Origin of the sequence: Nocardioides sp. NPDC127503 (genome assembly GCF_040302165.1) — a bacterium.
Classification (GTDB): domain Bacteria; phylum Actinomycetota; class Actinomycetes; order Propionibacteriales; family Nocardioidaceae; genus Nocardioides.
Window position 1 is genome coordinate 24,054 of the sequence record NZ_JBEORH010000019.1, and the last position, 20,036, is coordinate 44,089.

23 protein-coding genes, 2 tRNA genes, 1 other RNA gene and 1 pseudogene are annotated in these 20,036 nt (G+C 68.2%); 18 read left to right on the plus strand and 9 right to left on the minus strand.

What is annotated here, in order from left to right; genetic code table 11:
- Positions 1-111 precede the first annotated feature (111 nt).
- The 5 genes from ABTW65_RS28540 to ABTW65_RS28560 all read left to right on the plus strand — a co-directional run bounded on the left by ABTW65_RS28540 (position 112) and on the right by ABTW65_RS28560 (position 4,863).
- On the plus strand, positions 112-447 hold the full coding sequence (locus ABTW65_RS28540) for a WXG100 family type VII secretion target (RefSeq protein ID WP_091043262.1): 336 nt from the start codon (positions 112-114) through the stop codon (positions 445-447).
- A 47-nt stretch (positions 448-494) separates the two neighbouring features.
- Positions 495-788: a WXG100 family type VII secretion target gene (locus tag ABTW65_RS28545; RefSeq protein WP_350666498.1), complete on the plus strand. Its 294-nt coding sequence runs from the start codon at positions 495-497 to the stop codon at positions 786-788.
- Between the two features lie 183 nt (positions 789-971).
- A complete protein-coding gene (eccD, locus tag ABTW65_RS28550; protein ID WP_350666500.1) occupies positions 972-2,336 on the plus strand; it encodes a type VII secretion integral membrane protein EccD in 1,365 nt (454 codons plus the stop codon).
- A complete protein-coding gene (locus ABTW65_RS28555) occupies positions 2,336-3,739 on the plus strand; it encodes a type VII secretion protein EccB (RefSeq protein WP_350666502.1) in 1,404 nt (467 codons plus the stop codon). Before eccD ends, ABTW65_RS28555 begins: the two co-directional genes overlap by 1 nt.
- Positions 3,721-4,863 (plus strand): S8/S53 family peptidase, encoded by a 1,143-nt coding sequence (locus tag ABTW65_RS28560; protein WP_350666504.1) that lies wholly within the window; start codon positions 3,721-3,723, stop codon positions 4,861-4,863. Before ABTW65_RS28555 ends, ABTW65_RS28560 begins: the two co-directional genes overlap by 19 nt.
- A 4-nt stretch (positions 4,864-4,867) precedes the next feature.
- On the opposite strand, the gene ABTW65_RS28565 is transcribed toward ABTW65_RS28560, so the two are convergent.
- Positions 4,868-5,230 (minus strand): winged helix-turn-helix transcriptional regulator, encoded by a 363-nt coding sequence (locus ABTW65_RS28565; protein ID WP_350666506.1) that lies wholly within the window; start codon positions 5,228-5,230, stop codon positions 4,868-4,870.
- A 77-nt stretch (positions 5,231-5,307) separates the two neighbouring features.
- Here ABTW65_RS28565 and ABTW65_RS28570 point away from each other — a divergent pair, with 77 nt between their 5' ends.
- Positions 5,308-5,718: a RidA family protein gene (locus ABTW65_RS28570; RefSeq protein ID WP_350666508.1), complete on the plus strand. Its 411-nt coding sequence runs from the start codon at positions 5,308-5,310 to the stop codon at positions 5,716-5,718.
- Positions 5,719-5,731: 13 nt separating this feature from the next.
- Here ABTW65_RS28570 and ABTW65_RS28575 read toward each other — a convergent pair whose 3' ends face one another.
- Positions 5,732-6,370 carry a TetR/AcrR family transcriptional regulator gene (locus ABTW65_RS28575; RefSeq protein WP_350666510.1) on the minus strand — a complete coding sequence of 213 codons (639 nt, stop codon included), beginning with the start codon at positions 6,368-6,370 and terminating at the stop codon, positions 5,732-5,734.
- Between the two features lie 58 nt (positions 6,371-6,428).
- On the opposite strand from ABTW65_RS28575, the gene ABTW65_RS28580 reads away from it, so the two are divergent.
- Positions 6,429-6,926 carry a VOC family protein gene (locus tag ABTW65_RS28580; protein WP_350666512.1) on the plus strand — a complete coding sequence of 166 codons (498 nt, stop codon included), beginning with the start codon at positions 6,429-6,431 and terminating at the stop codon, positions 6,924-6,926.
- Positions 6,927-6,932: 6 nt separating this feature from the next.
- Positions 6,933-7,667, plus strand: a complete 735-nt coding sequence (locus tag ABTW65_RS28585) for a hypothetical protein (RefSeq protein ID WP_350666514.1) — start codon at positions 6,933-6,935, stop codon at positions 7,665-7,667.
- Between the two features lie 49 nt (positions 7,668-7,716).
- On the opposite strand, the gene ABTW65_RS28590 is transcribed toward ABTW65_RS28585, so the two are convergent.
- A tRNA-Ser gene (locus ABTW65_RS28590) sits at positions 7,717-7,804 on the minus strand.
- 100 nt (positions 7,805-7,904) lie between these two features.
- On the opposite strand from ABTW65_RS28590, the gene ffs reads away from it, so the two are divergent.
- An RNA gene (ffs, locus tag ABTW65_RS28595) (signal recognition particle sRNA small type) lies at positions 7,905-7,995 on the plus strand.
- A gap of 11 nt (positions 7,996-8,006) precedes the next feature.
- Here ffs and ABTW65_RS28600 read toward each other — a convergent pair.
- Positions 8,007-8,690: a DUF4328 domain-containing protein gene (locus ABTW65_RS28600; protein WP_350666516.1), complete on the minus strand. Its 684-nt coding sequence runs from the start codon at positions 8,688-8,690 to the stop codon at positions 8,007-8,009.
- A 192-nt stretch (positions 8,691-8,882) separates the two neighbouring features.
- On the opposite strand from ABTW65_RS28600, the gene ABTW65_RS28605 reads away from it, so the two are divergent.
- The 7 genes and pseudogenes from ABTW65_RS28605 (at position 8,883) to ABTW65_RS28635 (ending at position 15,633) form a co-directional block, all read left to right on the plus strand.
- Positions 8,883-11,009: a DNA polymerase III subunit gamma and tau gene (locus tag ABTW65_RS28605; protein WP_350666518.1), complete on the plus strand. Its 2,127-nt coding sequence runs from the start codon at positions 8,883-8,885 to the stop codon at positions 11,007-11,009.
- 10 nt (positions 11,010-11,019) lie between these two features.
- Positions 11,020-11,409: a YbaB/EbfC family nucleoid-associated protein gene (locus ABTW65_RS28610; RefSeq protein ID WP_350666520.1), complete on the plus strand. Its 390-nt coding sequence runs from the start codon at positions 11,020-11,022 to the stop codon at positions 11,407-11,409.
- 48 nt (positions 11,410-11,457) lie between these two features.
- Positions 11,458-12,054, plus strand: coding sequence for a recombination mediator RecR (gene recR, locus ABTW65_RS28615; protein WP_008356228.1), 597 nt, complete (start codon positions 11,458-11,460; stop codon positions 12,052-12,054).
- Positions 12,055-12,155: 101 nt separating this feature from the next.
- Complete coding sequence (locus tag ABTW65_RS28620) at positions 12,156-12,743, plus strand: DUF5063 domain-containing protein (RefSeq protein WP_141802328.1); 588 nt, start codon at positions 12,156-12,158, stop codon at positions 12,741-12,743.
- Positions 12,744-12,754: 11 nt separating this feature from the next.
- Positions 12,755-14,059: pseudogene (locus tag ABTW65_RS28625) on the plus strand (aspartate kinase); the annotation flags it as partial.
- A 39-nt stretch (positions 14,060-14,098) separates the two neighbouring features.
- The gene (locus tag ABTW65_RS28630) at positions 14,099-14,593 is read left to right on the plus strand and encodes an ACT domain-containing protein (protein ID WP_350666547.1); all 495 of its coding nucleotides are present in this window, start codon (positions 14,099-14,101) and stop codon (positions 14,591-14,593) included.
- A complete protein-coding gene (locus ABTW65_RS28635) occupies positions 14,590-15,633 on the plus strand; it encodes an aspartate-semialdehyde dehydrogenase (RefSeq protein WP_350666522.1) in 1,044 nt (347 codons plus the stop codon). Before ABTW65_RS28630 ends, ABTW65_RS28635 begins: the two co-directional genes overlap by 4 nt.
- Positions 15,634-15,732: 99 nt before the next feature.
- Here ABTW65_RS28635 and ABTW65_RS28640 read toward each other — a convergent pair whose 3' ends face one another.
- Together ABTW65_RS28640 and ABTW65_RS28645 are read right to left on the minus strand one after the other, a co-directional pair.
- Positions 15,733-16,461, minus strand: a complete 729-nt coding sequence (locus ABTW65_RS28640) for an MFS transporter (RefSeq protein WP_350666524.1) — start codon at positions 16,459-16,461, stop codon at positions 15,733-15,735.
- A 201-nt stretch (positions 16,462-16,662) separates the two neighbouring features.
- Positions 16,663-17,094 carry a winged helix-turn-helix transcriptional regulator gene (locus ABTW65_RS28645; protein ID WP_350666526.1) on the minus strand — a complete coding sequence of 144 codons (432 nt, stop codon included), beginning with the start codon at positions 17,092-17,094 and terminating at the stop codon, positions 16,663-16,665.
- A 116-nt stretch (positions 17,095-17,210) separates the two neighbouring features.
- Here ABTW65_RS28645 and ABTW65_RS28650 point away from each other — a divergent pair, with 116 nt between their 5' ends.
- On the plus strand, positions 17,211-17,846 hold the full coding sequence (locus ABTW65_RS28650; protein WP_350666528.1) for an FMN-dependent NADH-azoreductase: 636 nt from the start codon (positions 17,211-17,213) through the stop codon (positions 17,844-17,846).
- Positions 17,847-17,891: 45 nt separating this feature from the next.
- Here ABTW65_RS28650 and ABTW65_RS28655 read toward each other — a convergent pair whose 3' ends face one another.
- The 3 genes from ABTW65_RS28655 to ABTW65_RS28665 form a co-directional block, all read right to left on the minus strand.
- Entirely contained in the window at positions 17,892-18,350 is a 459-nt protein-coding gene (locus ABTW65_RS28655; RefSeq protein WP_350666530.1) for a nitroreductase/quinone reductase family protein, read from the minus strand.
- Between the two features lie 72 nt (positions 18,351-18,422).
- Positions 18,423-18,496 (minus strand) — tRNA-Pro (locus ABTW65_RS28660).
- A 73-nt stretch (positions 18,497-18,569) separates the two neighbouring features.
- Positions 18,570-19,502, minus strand: coding sequence for a metallophosphoesterase (locus ABTW65_RS28665; protein WP_350666532.1), 933 nt, complete (start codon positions 19,500-19,502; stop codon positions 18,570-18,572).
- 26 nt (positions 19,503-19,528) lie between these two features.
- Here ABTW65_RS28665 and ABTW65_RS28670 point away from each other — a divergent pair, with 26 nt between their 5' ends.
- Positions 19,529-19,987: a GatB/YqeY domain-containing protein gene (locus tag ABTW65_RS28670; RefSeq protein WP_350666534.1), complete on the plus strand. Its 459-nt coding sequence runs from the start codon at positions 19,529-19,531 to the stop codon at positions 19,985-19,987.
- The last annotated feature ends 49 nt before the right edge of the window (positions 19,988-20,036 follow it).

A 20,036-nucleotide genomic window follows, 5' to 3' on the forward strand; every position in this document is an offset into this window, starting at 1 on the left:
GGGGACGGGGTATGAACACATTGTCCGGACCTCGGGGGAGCCCATCGGGAGCCGGGCTCCAACAGGTATCTAACCTAGGAAAACCGGTTCCGCCGGTGGAAGGACAGCACCATGAGCAGTGAGATCAAGCAAGGCCAGGCGATCAACACCGCCGTCAACTTCATCAACGAGACCAAGGCCAAGCTGCAGAGTGTCAACAGCCGCACCGTCTCGGAGGCCCAGGCGGAGGGCGCATCGGGCTGGAAGGGTGCCGGCGGCACCTCGTTCCAGCAGCTGATGAACACCTACAACGAGAAGTCGCGCGAGATCACCAACGCGCTCGACGAGCTCACCGCGGGTCTCGAGAATGCTCGCAAGGTCGGTAGCCAGGCCGACGAGGATGTTGCCGGGCAGTCCAGCTCCGTCACCTCCAGCATGGACAGCATCTCCTACAAGATGGGTGGCTGACCACCCGGTCAGCCCGCATTTCAAGCACAGGACTGGAAGGAACTGACATGGGTGAAGAGATTGTCGTAAACCACGGGAAGATGGGCTCCATCACCGACGTCCTGCTCAAGGGCGTCGCGGACATGGACCGCGAGCTCGACGAGCTCGAGCGTCACATCATGGGCCTCCAGGAGAACTTCACCGGCCAGGCGGCTGACGCCTACAACCGTGCGCAGGCCAAGTGGAACCAGAGCATCCGCGAGCTCGGTATGGCTCTGGACCGCGGCAGCAAGTTCGTCAACGAGGCCAACGCTGACATGCACCGCGCTGACCAGCGCGGCGCCGGCGGCTTCGGCGGCTGAGTTCTTCAGCACACAGGCAACACGAGGGGATCGGTGCGGGGCACCGGTCCCCTCGGTGCTTGTTTTATGGCAAAGTCAGCGCTGATGTTCGCTGTCTGATTCAGCGGGCGCGATGTAGGTCTAACTCTCGGGACATTCGGTCGGTTCGTCTCGGGCACAGGCACGACGCGAGGAGTTCGTGAAATGACGCAGGCGCAGGTGGCGCCCACTGGGCTGGTCCGGGTCACAGTCGCCTCCGGCACCCGCCGGATGGATCTGGTGCTGCCGGGCTCGGTACCGGTGGCGGAGCTCGTGCCGGAGCTTGCGCGAAGCGTCGGGTTGCTCGACCCGCAGACGGCGTACGCCGGCTACCGCGTCGTGCTCGCCGACGGCCGCAAGCTCACCGGTGACCTCGGTCTGATCCCGCAGGGCGTCGAGGACGGTGGCGTGCTCACCGTGAGCGCCGGGATCGACGACAAGCCGCCGCGGGTCTACGACGATGTGGTCGAGGCGATGACCGACGTCGTCGAGAGCGAGATGGCCCCCTGGAAGCCGGAAGCAGGACGGCGTACGTCACTGCTGGCCGCCGCGCTGCTCCTGCTCCTCGGTGCCGGTGCGCTGTGGACGCAGGCGCCGTCGATGCTCGCCGGCGTCGCTGCCGGAGTGATCGGCCTGGTCCTCGCCGGAGGCGCGATCGTGCTCTCCCGGCTCGAGGCCGAGAACGACGCCGCGATCGCCGCGGTGTGGATCGGTGAGGTCTACGGCGCGGTCGCCGGCTTCCTGATCGGCGCTGCCTCCCTCGATGGTGGCGTCGGGATGCCGCTGGCCTTCGCCGGCGCGGGCGCGATGCTCGCCGCCGCGATCGGCTTCCTCGGCCTCGGTGAGGCCCGGATGCTGGCGATGCCGGGCGCGCTGGTCGGTGGCGTCTTCCTGGTGGCCGGCATGCTGCTGAGCGCGACCGGCTGGAAGGCCGGTGTGGTGCTCGGGATCGTGCTGGTCGTCGTGGTGCTGGCCGGCAGCTTCTTCCCGTGGCTCGCCTTGAGCACGACCAAGACCGACGTCCCCCAGCTCTACTCCGACGAGGACATCAACCTCGACCCGGACGAGATCCGGGCCGACCAGGTCAGGGTCGACGCCAAGGTCGCCCACGAGATCCTGGTCGCGATCTCCCTCTCCGTCGGCGTCCTGGTCGTGCTGACCTCGCCGTTCGTGGTGCGGCTCGGGCTCTTCGGCACGCTGCTGGCTCTCGCCGCGTGTGTCGTGCTGATGCTTCGCACCCGGCAGTACCGGACAGGGTCGGAGGTGCTGGTCGGGCTGGTCTCCGGGATCGCCGGCCTGCTCGCGATCGGCGCCGCGCTGCTGGTCTACCACGAGTCGTGGCGACCGACGACCGCCGTCGTGCTGGCGGCTGCGGGTGGCGTACTCCTGGTCCTGACGCTGGTCCCCGACGTCGGCTCGATCCGTCGTGGTCGGCTGGCCGATGTCGCCGAGACCGCCTGCCTGCTCGCGATGCTGCCGCTGATGGTGCTCGCCTCGGGCCTCTTCGGTGCCGCGGTGGCTGGTTTCTGATGGCCAGCAAGAAGGACCTCGTAGAGGCCCATGCCTTCAGCCGCCGCCGGCTCGTCTCCGCGTTCCTCTCCGGCGCCCCGGGCGGGCGCGAGGTGGAGCCGGCTCGACCCGGCCGCTCGGTCTTCGGTGGCGTCGTACTCGCGGTGCTGCTCATCGCTGGCGGCGCCGTCGCCCACTTCCTCGCTCCCCGGCCTGCGACGGGCTGGGCAGACCAGCCCGGCCTGATCGTGACCAAGGGCGGGGCGCGGTACGTCGTGATCGGCCCCGAGAACGACAGGGCGCTGTACCCAGTCGTCAACCTGGCCAGCGCCCAGCTCATCCTCGGGCTCGACCTGGAGGAGAAGTCCAAGGTCATCGATCAGGAGGAGATCGACAAGGAGTTCCCCAAGGGCACGATCGGCCTCGGCGGACCCGACGTCCCTGAGGAGCTGCCGCTGAAGTCCGACTTCATCAACACCGGCTGGACGGCATGCACCGCCAACGGTGCAGGTACGCACCTGAACATCTCTGCGAAACCCGACGTGCAGCCGGCCACGGACACCGGTTTCATGGTGCAGACCGAGGACGGCACCTACCTCATCGCCGAGCACGAGAGCGAGGGGTACGCCCAGGCTTACAGCTACAAGGTCGAGGGTGACGCGGAGACCTATGCGGACCGTATCTTCAGCGACCCTGTCTCGACGCCGACAGTGCCCCAGGCATGGGTCAACCTCTTCCCGGCCGGCGCGCCGCTGTCGGGTGATTCCTTCGGGGGCGCGTTCACCAAGGCCGGCGGTACGGTCGAGGGTGAGGACTACCCGATCGGCACCAAGGCCAACTTTCAGGCCAACAACTACCTGATGACGGAGTCCGGCTGGATCCGGATGGACGAATTCACCAGCGAGGTCTATGACGTCGTCTTCGGCAGCAAGGGCAACCAGCAGTCGCTGGACTCGCAGCCGAACATCAACGGCGAGCGTCTGGAGACCTTCTGGCCCGACGAGTCCCTCGAGGCCGGCACCGGCAGCGTATGTGCCGAGCTCGAGACCGAGGACGAGACGACCGTGCGGCTCGGCATCGATCCGGGCGAAACGGCCTGGCCGACTTCGGAGCCTCCTGCCGCCGGCGACTTCACCTCGGCCCGGGTCGATCCCGGCAAGGGAGCCTTCGTCTACGCCGCCAACGGCGAGGAGCTCGACAAGAAGAGCGCGACGCCATATCTGATCGATGCCCGCGGCACCGCCAACACGCTGGACGGGCCGGTCACGGTCGAGCGGCTCGGCCTGAAGACCGACTCGGGCCCGATCGTGCCCGGCACCTGGCTGCGGCTGCTCCCCGGCGGAGCTGCGCTCTCGACCGAGCTGGCGCTGTGCCCGCCCAACTCTGACGAGGTCCAGGAGAGCAAGTGCGTGGCGACCGAGTGAAGCTGGTGCGTAGCCGCATCGCGCTCGCTGCCGTCGTCGGTGGGTTGTCGCTGCTGGCCAGTCCGGGACCTGCGTACGCAGCGGAGGAGAGGTCCGACTGCTCGGCCTATGCGACCAACACCGGCGGTTCCCCGCAGAAGGCGGACACCAAGACGGCGCCGGTTCCCGACGGTGTCGCTCCGTTCGCGATCATGCGGATCCCTGAGGCTCAGCAGGTGAGCAAGCAGGGCCAGGGGATCCGTGTCGCGGTGGTCGACTCCGGTTACAGCCGCAGCGCGAAGGCCTACTACGGCACCGTCGCGGCCGGCCTGATCTCCCAGATCGCGCCCAAGGCGAAGCTCAGCGACCACCCAGTCCTCAAGGTCGGTCAGGAGAAGTCCACGGTCGACGCCAAGCAGATGACCGCCGAGCTCAACTCGCTTGCCAAGGGCAACGCGAAAGGGCTGATCGTTGACATCGGTCTCCCGGCGACGCAGGACGCGTCGGGGCTCGACACGGCGGTCGACACGCTCATCAAGAAGGGGGCCATCGTGGTGATGGCCTCGGACTGGTCCGGCATCACCACCGACACCGACCGGGACATCGCCCCCAAGGTCTTCCCCAATGCCAACGACTCGGTGGTGACGGTCAGTGCGTCTGGCACCTCGGCCTCGGACCCCGACTTCACCGTGCTGCCCAACTCCAACACCGACGTCGCTGCCCCGACGTACGGTGCTCCGTCGACGACGCTCTTCGGCCAGCCTTGCTGGGTCGACTCGATCTCGACCTCGTTCGCCTCCGCGGAGGTCTCGGCGGTGCTCGCTCTGATCTGGTCGACCAACTCGGGCTGGAGCGCCAGCCAGGTCATTGATCGCCTCTACAGCACCACGTCAGGCCGTGAGGGCCAGGGTGGCCGCTTCTGGGGTGCGGGTGTGGTGAATGCGTACGACGCGCTCACCCGACCGGCGGTCGAGGAAGCCGCCAAGCCGCCTGAGGTCGATCAGGCGCCGATGGCGCGCGAGAAGGCGGATCCCCTCGCGACCGTTCGCGAGAACGCGATCTGGTGGGGCATCGCGGGCGGCGGGGCGCTCGGTCTCGGGCTGGTCCTGCGGCCGCTGTTCTCGCGGCGCAAGAGCTCGATGTAGCGAGTCAGACCGAGCGGTCGAAGGCCTCGCGTGCCGCTTCGACCTCGGGCAGGGTCGTGGTCGTCCAGTGATAGAGCCGGTCGATGAGGTCCTGAAGAGTGCTGCCCAGTGGGGTGATGCGGTATTCGACCGCGACCGGGCGAGTGCTGAGCACGACGCGCTCGACCATGCCGTTGCGCTCGAGGCGGCGTAGCGCGGTGGTGAGTGACTTCTGGGTCACCGCCGGGATCGCCTGACGCAGCTCGTTGAAGCGGCGGGGCCGCTCGCAGAGCGTGTCGAGCACCTGGAGCGACCACTTGTCGAGGAGCTGGTCGAGGAGCTCACGATGCTCCTGGGTCAGGCGCAAGGGGCCCGGGGTATCCGGCATGACACCTAGTCTCGTTGAAGTGTCCTCTGGATACCAAGTACACATGAGAAACCTTAACCCTCGAAAGGAATCTCATCGTGTCCGTCGATCTGCTCACCCTCGAAGGCATGTTCCAGCCCGTGCCCTACCACCACGTCTCCGTTGCCACCGGCACCCGCCACATCCATGTCGCCGGACAGATCGCCCGGGACGAGCTCGGTCGTGGCGTCGCCCCGGGCGACCTCGCCGGCCAGCTCGCCCATGCCCTCCGCAACACCGCCCGCGGCCTGGCCGGCGCCGGCGCGACATTCGCCGACGTCGTACGCCTCCGGTTCTTCGTCACCGGGTGGACCCCGGACAAGTACGACGCGTTCGTCGCCGGGCTCGAGAGTGTCATCGACGAGCTCGGCATCCCGCAACCGCTGCCGCCGCTGTCCGCGATCGGCGTGGACTACCTGTTCGAGCCCGACGTGCTCGTCGAGGTCGAGGCGTACGCCGTGCTGGACTGAGGCGCCTCGCAGCTCACGTCGCCGGGGCCATGGCGAGGTGGCGCCAGGTGCGGTGCCGCCACGCCTGGTACTCGGGGGGCGTCCAGCGCAGTGTGCGCGTCATGTGGACGTACGTCTCCGCGTTGGCCAGCAGGGCGCTGGTGGCGATCACCCACTCGAGGTCGGCATCGGGGCTCATCAGCCCGTCGCGGTGCAGCTTCTCCCAGAAGGCGCGCACCTGCTCGAGCGTCGACTCGCGGGCCGCCTGGGCTGCCGCTGCGATCAACGGCTCGTCCGCCTCGGCCTGCATGGCGACGGCGAGAACGGGCGCGATGCGATCCAGCATCAGCGCGGTGCCTTCCGCGTCCGCAGCCAGTCGCTCCTCGAGCGTCGGGGCGTTCATCACCGCGTGGATCCAGTCGCGATCGGCCAGGGCGATCGGCAGGGCGTCACCGACGAGGGCCACGTCGACCACCCGCTTGAGCAGGTGTGCCTTGGTGGCGAAGCGGACGTAGATGGTTCGGTCAGAGACTCCCGCGGCTTTGGCGACGTCTGTCAGCGCGGTGCCGCGATAGCCGCGCTGGGCGAAGAGTTCGTGGGCCGCGGCGACGATCGCCTGCTCGGTCCGCTCGGCACGAGATCCCCTAGCGGGGGGATTGACTTCTGAAGGCACGAGTTGCAGTCTAACTGTAATTAGGAAATTGCAGTCACACTGCAAGTCAGGAGTGGGCATGAGCGATCACGAAGCACCGGCTCTCGCCGGCGTCCACCACCTCAAGCTGCCGGTCGCCAACCTTCGGCGATCCCAGCGGTGGTACGAATCAAGACTCGGGTACAAGCTCGTCGTGGAGTTTCAGACGGACGGCGAGCTCGACGGCATCTGCCTGGTGCACCCCAACGGTGGCCCGGACCTGGGCCTGCGGCTCGACCCCGAACGCGCCCGTGCCGCCGCCGGTTTCGACTACTTCTCGATCGGAGTGGCCGACGAGAGCACCCTCCGGGCGCTCGCGGACAGGTTGACCGAGCTCGGCGAGCGGCACGCCGGCGTGCAGCCTGCCACACTCGGTTGGATCCTGCCGCTGCTGCACGATCCGGACGGTCACGAGGTGCGGTTCTACACGGTGCAGCACCACACCGAACCGGACCCGGAGGACGTTCTCGTCGTCGACAACCCGGTGCAGGCGGCCAAGCTCAAGGCCGCGGCCCGGGCCGAGCAGACGGTGGGCTGAGAGGCGATGAACGTCAAGAGGACCGCCCGCGGCGACCAGCCCGTACGCCGCGTCGACCGCGAGCGGCCGCCGCAGTGGGCGGCCTCGACAGGCCGGGCGTACGTCGGCGCGGTCTCGGTGCTGGCGGGGTATGTCGTGGTTGCCGTCACCATCGGGGCCGGCTTCGAGCAGGATCTCGTGGCGGCGGCCGAACGCGAAGGCGTGGCGGTCAACGCGTTGGCCAGCTCCACGCAGGCCCAGATCACCCAGGACCATCCGGTCTACGCGCTGGTCACGGGGCTGCTTCTCTTCGTGTCCCCGGTGTTCCTGGTTTGCGCCGTCGGCCAGATCCGCACCGGAGCGCCCGTACGGCTCGCCCAGCTCAGCTGGTGGTCGGCGCTGGCCACGCTGGTCGTGTGGTGGACGTACGTGGCTCTGGGGTTGGGCCTGTTCGCCGACCCGGAGAACCTGCCGCCCCTCGTGCGGGACTTCGACGTGCTGACGGTCCCGCTCGTCTCCGCCTTGTCGCTGCTCGCGCTCGGGTCGATGGTCTTCGCTGCGGAGGCGTTGCGCGGGAGCGGTGTCGTCCGCCGGGCGGCGCTGGCGACCACGATCGTCAGCATCCTGCTCGGCGTGGTCAGCGTCGTGGCTCTGGTCGGTGCCGGATTCGAGGACCCGGTGGCGCCGATCGTGATCGTGCCCGGAGGGCTGATCCTCGGAATCGCGCTGCTTCGCGCGCAGCGGCCGGCGCACACTGGATAAATGAACGGCGCCTGACCAGCTCGAAAGCAGGTCAGGCGCCGGTTTGTGCTGGCGGATCTGGGGGGATTCGAACCCCCGAGGGCGTTAACCCAACACGGATTCCAGCCGTGCGCCATAGGCCACTAGGCGACAGATCCGTGAGGGATCCTACGCGGCTCCGCGAGCATCGGGGAAATCGGCGGACGGCCAACGGGTGTGCTTTGGGATCGGCGAGCGGACTCGTCTAGACTCTTCCGCAACCCCCCATGTGGCGACATCTTGTCGAACCTCCCCAGGGCCGGAAGGCAGCAAGGATAAGCGAGCTCTGTTGGGTACGTGGGGGGCCTTTTCATGCCTGGATCAGCCCCGAGCCATCTCCTGGTCTCGAGTGATGCCCCGGATGATCGAGATCCAGTTGACGCAGGCGATCACGAGCGCGACGGCGGACAGCGCATCGATCATCGCGACGATGATGATCGCGTCACGGGACAGGACGTCGTCGCTGTTGAAGATCCTCCCCGACAGGTTTGTCGCAAAGATGGCAACCAGCCAGGCTGTCCACCAGATGGCGAGGGAGGAACGGGCCTGGTTCTTGGCGGTGGCGCGGCGTACGTCATCAACGACTTGGAGCGGGAACCAGAGCGACACGATCGGCACCCACCAGCCAAGCCATACCCATGCCCGGCTGCGCCTCATGTGGAACGTGGGATTGATGACCTTCGCGAAGTCATAGCTTCGCAGCAGCCACAGGCACCCCACGATGTAGAGCGAGAGCAGGACCGCGATCAGCGCGAATCCCAGTGCGATGGACGTGCTGATCCAGATCCATGTCGAGGTCGACGGGGTCGCGCTCATCATCGTGTCGTTGACTGCCATGGACACGGGATACGAGACCCCGGCCGTGATGACCACGACGGCAGTGAGGGCTATGGCCAGCCAGATCGAGGCGGTGGCCAGACCACGAGGACCGGTCGGGACCTGCTGGTACGGGGCGGGTACGGGTTGATTCGGGAAGGGTGGTGGAGTGCCGTACGGATTGCTCATCGAGCGTCCTTTCTGAACATGGCTCGGTGACCTCAGGGTGCGCCCTGGGCGTCGTGGCGACCGCCGATGCCGTCACGAACGCGTCACGATCGGAGCCGAGGGGACGGCGAGATGACCACATTGCTCAGTTCGCCGGGCTCGCCGGCGCCCGGCGGCTACCGACTGTCGGTGGGGATCGTTAGGGTTCATGGGGTGGACGCACCGCTAGCTCTCTACCGCCGCTACCGGCCGGAGACGTTTGCCGAGGTCATCGGCCAAGATCACGTCACCGGCCCGCTGCGCAATGCGCTTGCGGGCAACCGGGTCAACCATGCGTACCTCTTCTCCGGGCCACGTGGTTGCGGCAAGACGACCTCGGCGCGGATCCTGGCGCGTGCGCTGAACTGCGAGAAGGCGCCGATCGCGGATCCGTGCGGGGAGTGCGAGTCGTGCCGGGACCTGGCCCGCGGCGGGCCCGGCAGCATCGACGTGATCGAGATCGACGCGGCGTCGCACGGTGGTGTGGATGATGCCCGTGACCTGCGGGAGAAGGCGTTCTTCGCGCCGGTGAAGAGCCGCTACAAGGTCTACATCATCGACGAGGCCCACATGGTCTCGACACAGGGCTTCAACGCGCTGCTCAAGCTCGTCGAGGAGCCGCCGGAGCATCTGCGGTTCATCTTCGCGACGACCGAGCCGGAGAAGGTCATTCCGACGATCCGGTCGCGCACCCATCACTATCCGTTCCGCCTCTTCCCGCCGAAGCTGGTCTCCGACTACATCTCGACGCTGTGCGAGAAGGAGGGGATCAACGTCGAGCCGGCCGCGCTGCCGCTCGTCGCACGCGCGGGCGCCGGGTCGATGCGCGACAGCCTCTCGGTCATGGACCAGCTGCTCGGTGGTTCGGGGCCTGAGGGCGTGACGTACGAACTGGCCGCCGGTCTGCTCGGCTACACCCCGGACGCGCTGCTGGACGAGGTCGTCGACGCCTTCGCCGCCCATGACGGCGCCGCGGTCTTCGGCGTGATCGACAAGATCATCGAGACCGGCCAGGACCCGCGGCGGTTCACCGAGGACCTGCTGCGGCGGCTGCGTGACCTGGTCATCGTCAAGGCGGTCCCGGACGCGCCCGCGACCGGGCTCATCGACGTCTCCGAGGACGGCGGCGAGCGGCTGGTCGCTCAGGCAGGACGCTTCGGGCCACACGATCTGTCGCGGGCCGCCGATGCGGTCGCGACCGGCCTGACCGAGATGCGCGGCGCCACCGCACCCCGACTTCTGCTCGAGCTGATCTGTGCCCGGGTGCTGCTGCCCGCGGCCGACGGTGCCGACGGCCTCGCGGCCCGGCTGGACCGTCTGGAGAGGCGGATCGAGATCAGCGGTACGCCGACGGTGACCGCTGCTCCGGCGGCGGCCGCCCCCGCCCAGGACCGGCCGGTGCTCAAGCCGTCCGTCGGTGCGCCGGGGCACGAGACGGTCGCTCCGGCGACGCCGCAGCCCGATCCCGTCCAGGCGTACGCCCCGGCCCCCGAGCGAGCCCCTGAGCCGTCTCGCGAGCCCGCCCCGGCCGTGGAAATGCCTCCCCAGCAGGCGCCGGCCGCTCCCGAGCCGCCGAGCCAGCCACAGACGCCGCCACAGACCCAGCCTCAGTCGCAGTCGCCGGGTGGGATGGGCAACGTGGACGTCCGTCGCCTGTGGGACGACGTGATCGCCCAGACCAAGGGCCTGCGCCGGGCGACCTGGTCGCTGGTGGGCCAGAACGCCCAGGTGGTCGACTTCCGCGACGGTGTGCTCACCCTCGGGTTCGCGTCGCCGGGCCTCCGTGACCGGTTCGCGACCGGCGGGCACGAGCCGATCCTCGGACAGGCACTGGTCAACGTGATCGGCATCCAGCCGAAGATCGAGGCGATCGTCGCGGGCGGCGGCCAGGGGTCCCCGCAGCGACAGGCGCCGCCGACGCCGCAGCCGAGCCAGCCTCAGGAGCCGCCCCAGCCGCAACAGCCGCCGGAGGCATCCTGGAACGAGCAGGCGCCGCCACCCGACTGGGCCGCCGAGCCGCCGCCACCCGACCAGCCGCCGGCTCCGCCGGAGCCGCCCGCGACGTCATCGACACAGCCGGCCGACCCGGGAGCGATCGCGCTGGCTCGTGAGGCCATCCGGCCGACGCGTGCGGCCGACTACGAGCCCCCTGTCGACGACACGGTGGCCCGCCTGGCGGAGGCGGATGCCGCGGTGAACCCCGACGACCAGGCTTACGACGGGCCTGCTGCGATGGGCGCCGAGGCGCTGCTCGCTCAGGAGTTGGGTGCAACGATGATCGAAGAGATTCCTCACAACTAGGACGGCACAGATGACGAACCCACTCGAAGGCCTCGGCGGCGAGGGCGGCTTCGACCTCAACGCGATCATGCAGCAGGCCCAGGCGCTGCAGAGCCAGATCGTCGATGCCCAGGAGAAGCTCGCCGACACGATCGTCGACGGCACCGTCGCCGGCGGTGCGGTGACCGTCAAGCTCACCGGCACCGGCGAGCTGGTCGGCGTCGAGATCAAGCAGGGCGAGTTCGACGGAAGCAACCCCGACGACCTCGAGGACCTCGGCGCCGTGATCGTCGCCGCCTACCGCGAGGCCAAGGGCAAGGCCGACGAGCTCGCCGGTGAGGCGATGGGCCCGCTCGCGGGCGGCCTCGGCGGCCCCGGTGCCCCCGGCGGCGGCGAGCCGCCGTTCAAGCTCGGCTTCTGAAACAGACACAGTTGAAACCAGCACAGCTAGAGACAGGCGATAACCAAGTTGTACGAGGGTGTGGTCCAAGACCTCATCGACGAGCTGGGACGGCTGCCGGGCGTAGGCCCGAAGAGCGCTCAGCGGATCGCGTTCCATCTGCTCCAGGCTGATCCCGCCGACGTACATCGGCTGGCCTCGATCCTCAACGAGGTCAAGGCGAAGGTGAAGTTCTGCTCGGTCTGCTTCAACGTCTCCGAGGAGGAGACCTGCCGGATCTGCCGCGACCCGCGTCGCGAGCAGTCGGTGCTGTGCGTGGTCGAGGAGTACAAGGACGTCGTCGCGATCGAGCGGACCCGCGAGTTCCGCGGGCGCTATCACGTGCTCGGCGGTGCGATCAGCCCGATCGACGGGATCGGTCCCGACCAGCTGCGCATCCGTGAGCTCGTCCAGCGGCTCAACGACCCCGGGATCACCGAGGTGATCCTCGCCACGGATCCCAACCTCGAGGGCGAGGCGACGGCGACGTATCTGACCCGTCAGCTGAGCCCGCTCGGGCTGAAGGTCACCCGTCTGGCCAGCGGTCTCCCGGTCGGTGGCGATCTGGAGTACGCCGACGAGGTCACCCTCGGTCGCGCGTTCGCGGGACGCCGCGCGGCTGAGTAGCCGTTACCTGTGCGATCCCTAAGAGCCGACTCTTTACCCTCGTCAGGCCGCGACTTCGGCGGTAGCCTGACGATTCAAGGGACCTCGGGAAGGGGGCCGTCATGACGAATGACTTGACCGGCAAGGACTTCGCCACCAGCATCGCCGACTCGGTGGAGAGCTTCCTGCTCTCGGTGCGTGCGATCGCTGCAGACGGCGATGGTGGCAGCGCTGTGCCGATGCTGCTGCTGGAGGTGAGCCAGATCCTGCTGGCGGGAGCGCGACTGGGCGCTCAGCAGGACTTCGAGCCTCGTGAGGAGTTCCAGCCCGACGTGGGTATGGAAGCCGACGTCGACGAGCTCCGGATGGGGCTGGCCGAGATGTTCGGCGACATCGACACCTACAGCTTCGTGTTCGATCCGTACAGCCCGGACGTGGTCGACAGCCAGATCTCCGACGACGTCGCCAGCCTGGTGACCGACCTGGAGTACGGCCTGCGGCACTACCGCCTCGGCGACGTCGACGAGGCGCTGTGGTGGTGGCAGTTCAGCTACGTCAACAACTGGGGCAACCTGGCCGGTGCCGTGCTCAACGCGCTGCTCACCGTGGTCGCTCACGACCGCCTCGACTCCGAGCCGTTCACCGGCGAGGACGAGGACCTGGCCGCCGCTGATGAGATGCTGGAGAAGACGCCCGCACCGGCAACGTAGACTTTCCCGCCGTGGGAATCGTCGTTCAGAAGTACGGTGGCAGCTCGGTCGCAGACGCTGCAGGCATCAAGCGCGTTGCTCAGCGAGTGGTCGCGACCAAAGAGCAGGGCCACGACGTCGTCGTGGCCGTCTCTGCCATGGGCGACACCACCGATGAGCTGATCGACCTGGCCAACAAGGTCTCGCCCGACGCGACCGCGCACGCGCGTGAGTTCGACATGCTGCTCACCTCTGGTGAGCGGCAGTCGATGGCGCTGCTCGCGATGGCGATCAACGACGTCGCGAACGAGCGCGGGCTGGCGTACGAGGCTCGGTCGTTCACCGGGTCGCAGGCCGGCCTGATCACCGACGCTCAGCACGGGCGCGCCAAGATCCTCAGCATCACCCCGGAGCGGATCCAGGCAGCGCTCGGCGACGGCGCGATCGCGATCGTGGCCGGCTTCCAGGGAGTCTCCCGGGACACCAAGGACATCACCACGCTGGGCCGTGGCGGCACCGACACCACCGCGGTCGCGCTGGCGGTGGCGCTGAACGCCGACGTCTGCGAGATCTACACCGACGTCGACGGCGTCTTCACCGCCGACCCGCGGATCGTCCCGACCGCTCGCAAGCTGAGCTCGGTCGCCTTCGAGGAGATGCTCGAGCTGGCGGCCTCCGGGGCGAAGGTGCTCCACCTGCGCTCGGTGGAGTTCGCCCGTCGCCACAGCCTCCCGATCCACGTACGCTCCTCCTTCTCCACCCTCAACGGCACCGTGGTCAAGGGCAGCATCGACGCGGTCTCGCCGCACGCCGACCACCAGCTCGGCGGCGACGCCGGGATGGAGGCGCCGATCGTCGCCGCCATCGCCCACGACCGCAGCCAGGCCAAGATCACCGTCGTCAACGCCCCCGATCAGGTGGGCGCCGCCGCGAAGGTCTTCGAGATCGTCGCCGGTGTGGGCATCAACGTCGACATGGTGGTCCAGGACTCGTCGGCGGCCGGCTCCGGCCGCACCGACATCACGTTCACGCTGCCCCGCGACGACGCCGAGCGCGCCGGCAAGGTGCTGGAGCAGGCGCGTGCTGAGCTCGGCTTCGAGCGGGTGAACACCGAGCCCCGGATGGGCAAGGTCTCCCTGATCGGTGCCGGGCTGCGCACCCAGCCGAAGAAGATCGCCGACTTCTTCTCGGCGATCGCGCAGGCCGGCGTCAACATCCAGATGATCTCCACCTCGGAGGTCCGGGTCTCGGTCGTGGTCGGCGACGACGAGGTCGACCGCGCGGTGCAGGCCGCCGCGGAGAGGTTCAGCGACGTGGAGGTCGAGAAGGTCTCCTACGGCGCCGAGGCCGATGGCGACACCCCGGAGATCGTCGGCGTGGCCCACGACCGCGGTGAAGCCAAGATCACCGTCGCCGGGGTCACCGACGAGCCCGGCGAGGCCGCCCGCATCTTCGACACCCTTGCCGACAACGGCATCAACATCGACATGATCGTCCAGAACGTGTCGGCGGAGAAGACGCGGCGCACGGACATCTCGTTCACGCTGCCCCGCACCGACGTCAAGAGGGCCCGCGCGGCCCTCGCCGACATCCAGGGTGAGGTCGGTTTCGCCGACCCGGTCGCCGACGAGCAGATCGGCAAGCTCTCGATCGTCGGTGCTGGGATGCGTACGCATCCGGGGATCACGGCGAAGTTCTTCGCCGCGCTCGCCGCCGAGGGAGTCCTCATCCGGATGGTGTCGACCTCGGAGATCCGCGTCTCGGTGCTCGTCAGCGCCGACGACCTCGACCGCGCTGTGCGCGCCACACACAAAGCATTCGGCCTCGACAGCGACGTAGAGGCCATCGTCTATGGAGGGACCGGCCGATGAGCATCAACCTGGGAATTGTGGGAGCGACCGGACAGGTGGGCGTCGCCGTACGCCAGATCCTGCTCGAGCGCGGCTTCCCGCTCGGCGAGGTTCGTTTCTTCGCCTCGGCGCGTTCGGCCGGCAAGACCATCGAGTTCGGTGGTCGCTCGGTCGTCGTCGAGGACGCCGCCACCGCTGACCCGTCGGGTCTCGACATCGCGATCTTCTCCGCCGGTGGCGCCACCTCGAAGGCGCTGGCGCCGAAGTTCGCCGAGGCCGGCGTGATCGTCATCGACAACTCCTCGGCCTGGCGCAAGGACCCGTCGATCCCGCTGGTCGTCTCCGAGGTCAACCCCTCGGCGATGGACGGGGTCATCGAGGCCCGCCAGGGCATCATCGCCAACCCCAACTGCACCACGATGGCGGCGATGCCGGCCCTCAAGGCGCTCCACGACGAAGCCGGTCTCGAGCGTCTGATCGTCTCGACCTACCAGGCGGTCTCGGGCTCCGGCGTCGCCGGCGTCGAGGAGCTGGTCAGCGAGGTCGCGGCTGCCGGCGACAAGGCCCGCGAGCTCGCCTACGACGGGTCCGCCATCACGTTCCCGGAGCCGGACAAGTACGTCGAGACGATCGCCTACAACGTCCTTCCCTACGCCGGGTCGCTGGTCGAGGACGGCCTCAACGAGACCGATGAGGAGCAGAAGCTCCGCAACGAGTCCCGCAAGATCCTCTCCCTGCCCGACCTGCGGGTCTCCGGCATCTGCGTACGCGTCCCGGTCGTCACCGGCCATTCGCTCGCGGTCAACGCCGAGTTCTCCTCGCCCCTGACCCCCGAGCGCGCCACCGCGATCCTCGCGAACGCCCCGGGCGTCGAGCTCCGCGACGTACCCACGCCTCTGTACGCCGCCGGCAAGGACCCCTCCTACGTCGGCCGCATCCGCCAGGACGAGGGTGTCCCCGACAACCGCGGGCTCGCCCTGTTCATCTCCAACGACAACCTCCGCAAGGGCGCCGCGCTCAACACCGTCCAGCTCGCCGAGCTGGTCGCCGCCGCCCTCTGACGAGACGTCAGGCGCGCTGGCCGAGTTGGCACGACTGTGCCAACTCGGCCGACCGGAGTGACGCCTCGGCCGACGTGGGCGACGCCTCGGCCGGGTCTGTCAGTCGATGTAGTTGGTCGTGACCCAGTAGGAGAGCGCGTACGCGGCAGCGGCGAGGATCACGACGATGATCACTCCCCAGGGGTGGGCGAAGACGTCGGTGAGGAAGAGCATCGAGAGTACGGCGACGAGCGCTGAGCCGAGGAAGCTGATCGTGAAGGGGGAGCGGGCGCCGGCCAGGCGGAGCAGGTAGCCGCCGACGATGATCGCGAGGGCGAAGACGGCGATGAGGATGATCGCGCCCTTGTCGCCCAGCGACGAGGTGCCTCGCGTCCACTGGCTCACGGTGCCGCTGAACCAGACGGCCAGGGCCATGAACGCACCGACGATGGCCCCGATCATGACCGCCGCGGATAGGCCCGACGGGGTGCCGAGGTTGATCCGCCGCTGAATCGGTTCCTTGGGCGTCTTGGGAGCCCTCGGCTCCTTTGCCGGCTTGGGCGGCTTCTGAGCCTTCTGCTTCTTGGCGGCCTTCTCAGCGGGCGGCTCGGGCGCTACGACGGGTGGTGCCGTCTTCTCCAGCACCTGGGTCTTCTCCATTGAGGCCGTCTCGACCGTAGCGGTCTCGACTGGCGCCTTCTCGACCCGAGCCGTCGGGGGCTGGGTCTTGGGCTGGGACTTCTGGGGCTGGGTCTTCTCGGGCTTGGCGTTCGCCGGTTTCGTGCCCCCACGCTTCTTCTTGAAACCGAACGACGGCGCAGCGAGCTTGTCGGCGGGGTCGTTGCTCATGACGGGCAGTTTCGCATGTGGCGGGCCCCACAATGAACTCTGGCTCGGAGATCTTTGCGATCTCTGAGCATGACTCCGAATGTGCGCTGCGCACTTGAAAGTGCCTTTTGTACGCCTCTTTCGACGCACCTACGATGTTGTTACGTACTAATAGTGAGGTGGAAAGATGCTAGGCATGGCCGATGGTGATTGAGACCGTACTCAGCGCGCACGGGAATCCTCGGCGGAGGCGGTGCGGGCCTTCTCTCGGCCGACCCCGGTCTGCTCGTGAGTGCTACGGCTGGCGGCTATGTCCTGGTGATGGGCTGCCGCCCACGTTGCGAGCGCCATCACGGAGTCCAGCAGTGAGCGTCCCAGAGCGGTGAGCTCGTACTCCACCCGCGGGGGAATCTCGGGGTAGGCGGTGCGCAGGAGCAGGCCGTCGCGCTCGAGGGCTTTGAGCGTCACAGTCAGCATCCGCTGCGAAATGCCCGGGATGCTCGCTTGGAGGTCGGAGTAGCGCAGCCGTGCATCGGCGAGGGTGCTGATCACCAGCACCGTCCACTTGTCGCCGATCCGGTCGAGAACCTCCCGGATGAACTTGCTTTCCTCCGGCCAAGCCTGGCACGGCCCGCTGATCGTTCTCTCCGCCATTTGCAACACCTCTCCCAACCCGAATCTACCGCACCAGCGGTATGTAACGCACCTTCGTGAACCGGCTGCGGCCGCGCGTCGCGAAGGCGCATCCACCACCTTGAAAGGAACCAGCTATGTCATATCTGCTGCACATCGACTCCTCGTCGCTCGGCGAGGCGTCGGTTTCGCGTCAGGTCGCCCAGTCCTTCCGCCAGGCGTGGTCGGGCGAAGTCGTCCACCGCGACCTCGCCGCGGCCCCAGTGCCTCACTTGAGTGGCGCGGGCATCACTGCCCGGGCTATCGAACGGGCCCGACACACTCCCGAGCAGGCCGAAGCGGCCAAGGTGCAGGACGAGCTCATCGAGGAGTTCCTCGGTGCCGGCGCCTACCTGTTCAGCGTGCCGATGTACAACCTGACGATGCCGTCGGTGTTCAAGGCGTGGCTCGACCAGATCGTCGTCGATGGCCGCACCTTCAGTCACTCCGGACAGTCGCCGGCCGCGGGGCGCCCGGCAGTGCTGATCTCTGCCCGCGGCGGCGGGTACGGTCCCGGTGCCCCCAGGGAGGGCTATGACTACGTCGTTCCCGTGCTGGAGGCGATCCTCGGCCATGACGACCTGCTCGGCCTGGACGTGACCACAGTGATCCCTGAGCTGACCATGGTCCCGCACGCCCCGGCACTCAAGTCGTTGTTGCCGATGCACGAGGCGTCGATGGCGCGCGCCCACGAGCGCGCACAGGAGCTCGCCGTTGACATCGCCGCAGCGTGACCTCAGTCTCTCCCTTCTTCGGGATGCCGCGCATCACCATGGAACTCAGGCGCGGGTGAGACGGATGACCGGGATCTCGCGGTCGGTCTTCTCCTCGTAGCTCCCGAAGTTGGCAGACGACTCGACGATCGCGGCCCACGCGCGGGCGCGCTCCTCGCCGTGCAGCTGGTCAGCGACGACCGGGATGGTCTCGCCGCCGAGCTCGATGGTGACCCGGTCGGGGTTGGCGGCGAGGTTGTAGTACCACGCCGGGTTCTTCGGTCCGCCGGCCGCCGATGCGGCGATCAGCCAGGTACCGTCGTCGCCCGGGAACCAGGCGAGCGGCGTCGAGCGGGGCTCGCCGCTCTTCTTGCCGATCGTGGTGAGCACGAGCAGCCGCATCCCGGCCATCTTGGCGTTGCTCTTGCGGGCCCGGCTCATCATCAGCTTGTTGCCCAGCTTCAGGAGGAGGTTGGCCGAGGGCTGCTTGGCGCCGCGGGTGCCGTTGCGCGTGTCGAAGCTCATGGCGTCGACACTACTGCGCCGGAAAACGGGTTCAGGCTCGGAGATCTGCGATCTCCGAGCCTGAACTCGATGTCGGGTTGACAGGATTTGAACCTGCGGCCCCCTCGTCCCGAACGAGGTGCGCTACCAAGCTGCGCTACAACCCGAATGCTGCACCGAACAAACGGTCCAACGAGGAATGAGCATAGCCCAGAGACTCCCCTGAGCCGTAATCGGCCCCTACCGGCGAGACGCCCCGCGAGACGCCCCGCGCGGGGTGAGCGTCAGGAGGGTCGCCTCGGGGCGGCAGGCGATGCGGATCCGGGTGTAGGGCGAGGTGCCGAGGCCGGCCGATACGTGCAGCCACGCCTGCCGTCCACCGTGGGTGTGAGTGTGCAGGCCGCGTACCCGGGCAGGGTCGAGATCGCAATTGGTGGCCAGCGCTCGTCCGCCGGGCAGACAGATCTGACCACCGTGGGTGTGGCCGGCCAGGATCGCGTCGTAACCGTCGGCGGTGAACTGATCCAGGACCCGCAGATAGGGAGCGTGCGCGACCCCGAGGCGTACGTCCGCAGCCGGGTCCGCGGGGCCGGCGACCGAGGAGAGGTCGTCGAGGCGGAGGTGGGGGTCGTCGACGCCGGCGAAGGCGAACTCGATGCCTTTGACGGTCAGCGACGAGCGCGTGTTGGTGAGATCCAGCCAGCCGGACTTGGTGAAGGACGCGGACAGGTCACGCCAGGGGAGCTCGGGCACGTTCGTCTGCCGTTTGCCGTTGTCGGGCAGCAGGTAGCCGATCGGGTTGCGCATCCGTGGCTCGTAGTAGTCGTTGGAGCCGTGCACGAAGACACCTGGTACGTCGAGGAGCCCGCCGAGGGCGTTGACGATCGACGGCACCGCCCGCTGGTGGGCCAGGTTGTCGCCGGTGTCGATGACCAGATCCGGCTTCAGCGTGGCCAGCGACGCGATCCAGTCGAGCTTCTTGTGCTGCGACGGGACCACGTGCATGTCGGAGAGATGCAGCACCCGCAGCGGGTCCGCGCCCTCGGGGAGCACCGGCAGTCCGACGTGACGCAGCGTGTATTGACGGGCCTCCCACAGGGCGTACGCCGTCATGGCCGCGCCGGTGGCGAGACCGGTGCCGAGGGTTGCGCCGATTACTGAGGCGAGCCGCATGGCTCAACCCTGCCACAATGGGTTCCATGAGCACTCTGAAGGATCAGCTGAGGACCGACCTGACCTCCGCGATGAAGGCCCGTGACAAGGAGCGCGCCGGAACGCTGCGCATGGTCATGGCCTCGATCACCGAGGCCGAGGTCGCCGGCAAGGAGGCCAAGGAGCTCACCGACGACGAGATCATCACGATCCTCACCCGCGAGGCCAAGAAGCGCCGCGAGGCGGCCACTGCCTTCGCTGACGGCGGTCGCGCTGAGCAGGCCGAGAAGGAGACCGCGGAGGCCGCGGTGATCACCGAGTACCTCCCCGCTCAGCTGAGCGCCGAGGAGATCTCCGACCTGGTCAGCAAGGCCATCGCCCAGACAGGTGCCGCCGACGACGGGATGCGCGCCATGGGCAAGGTCATGGGCATCCTGACCCCGCAGACCAAGGGCCGTGCCGACGGCGGCGCCGTGGCCGCGGAGGTGCGCAAGCAGCTCGCCTGACGGCAGCCCGAGAACGACTGTGGCCCCACCGGATCGGTGGGGCCACGCG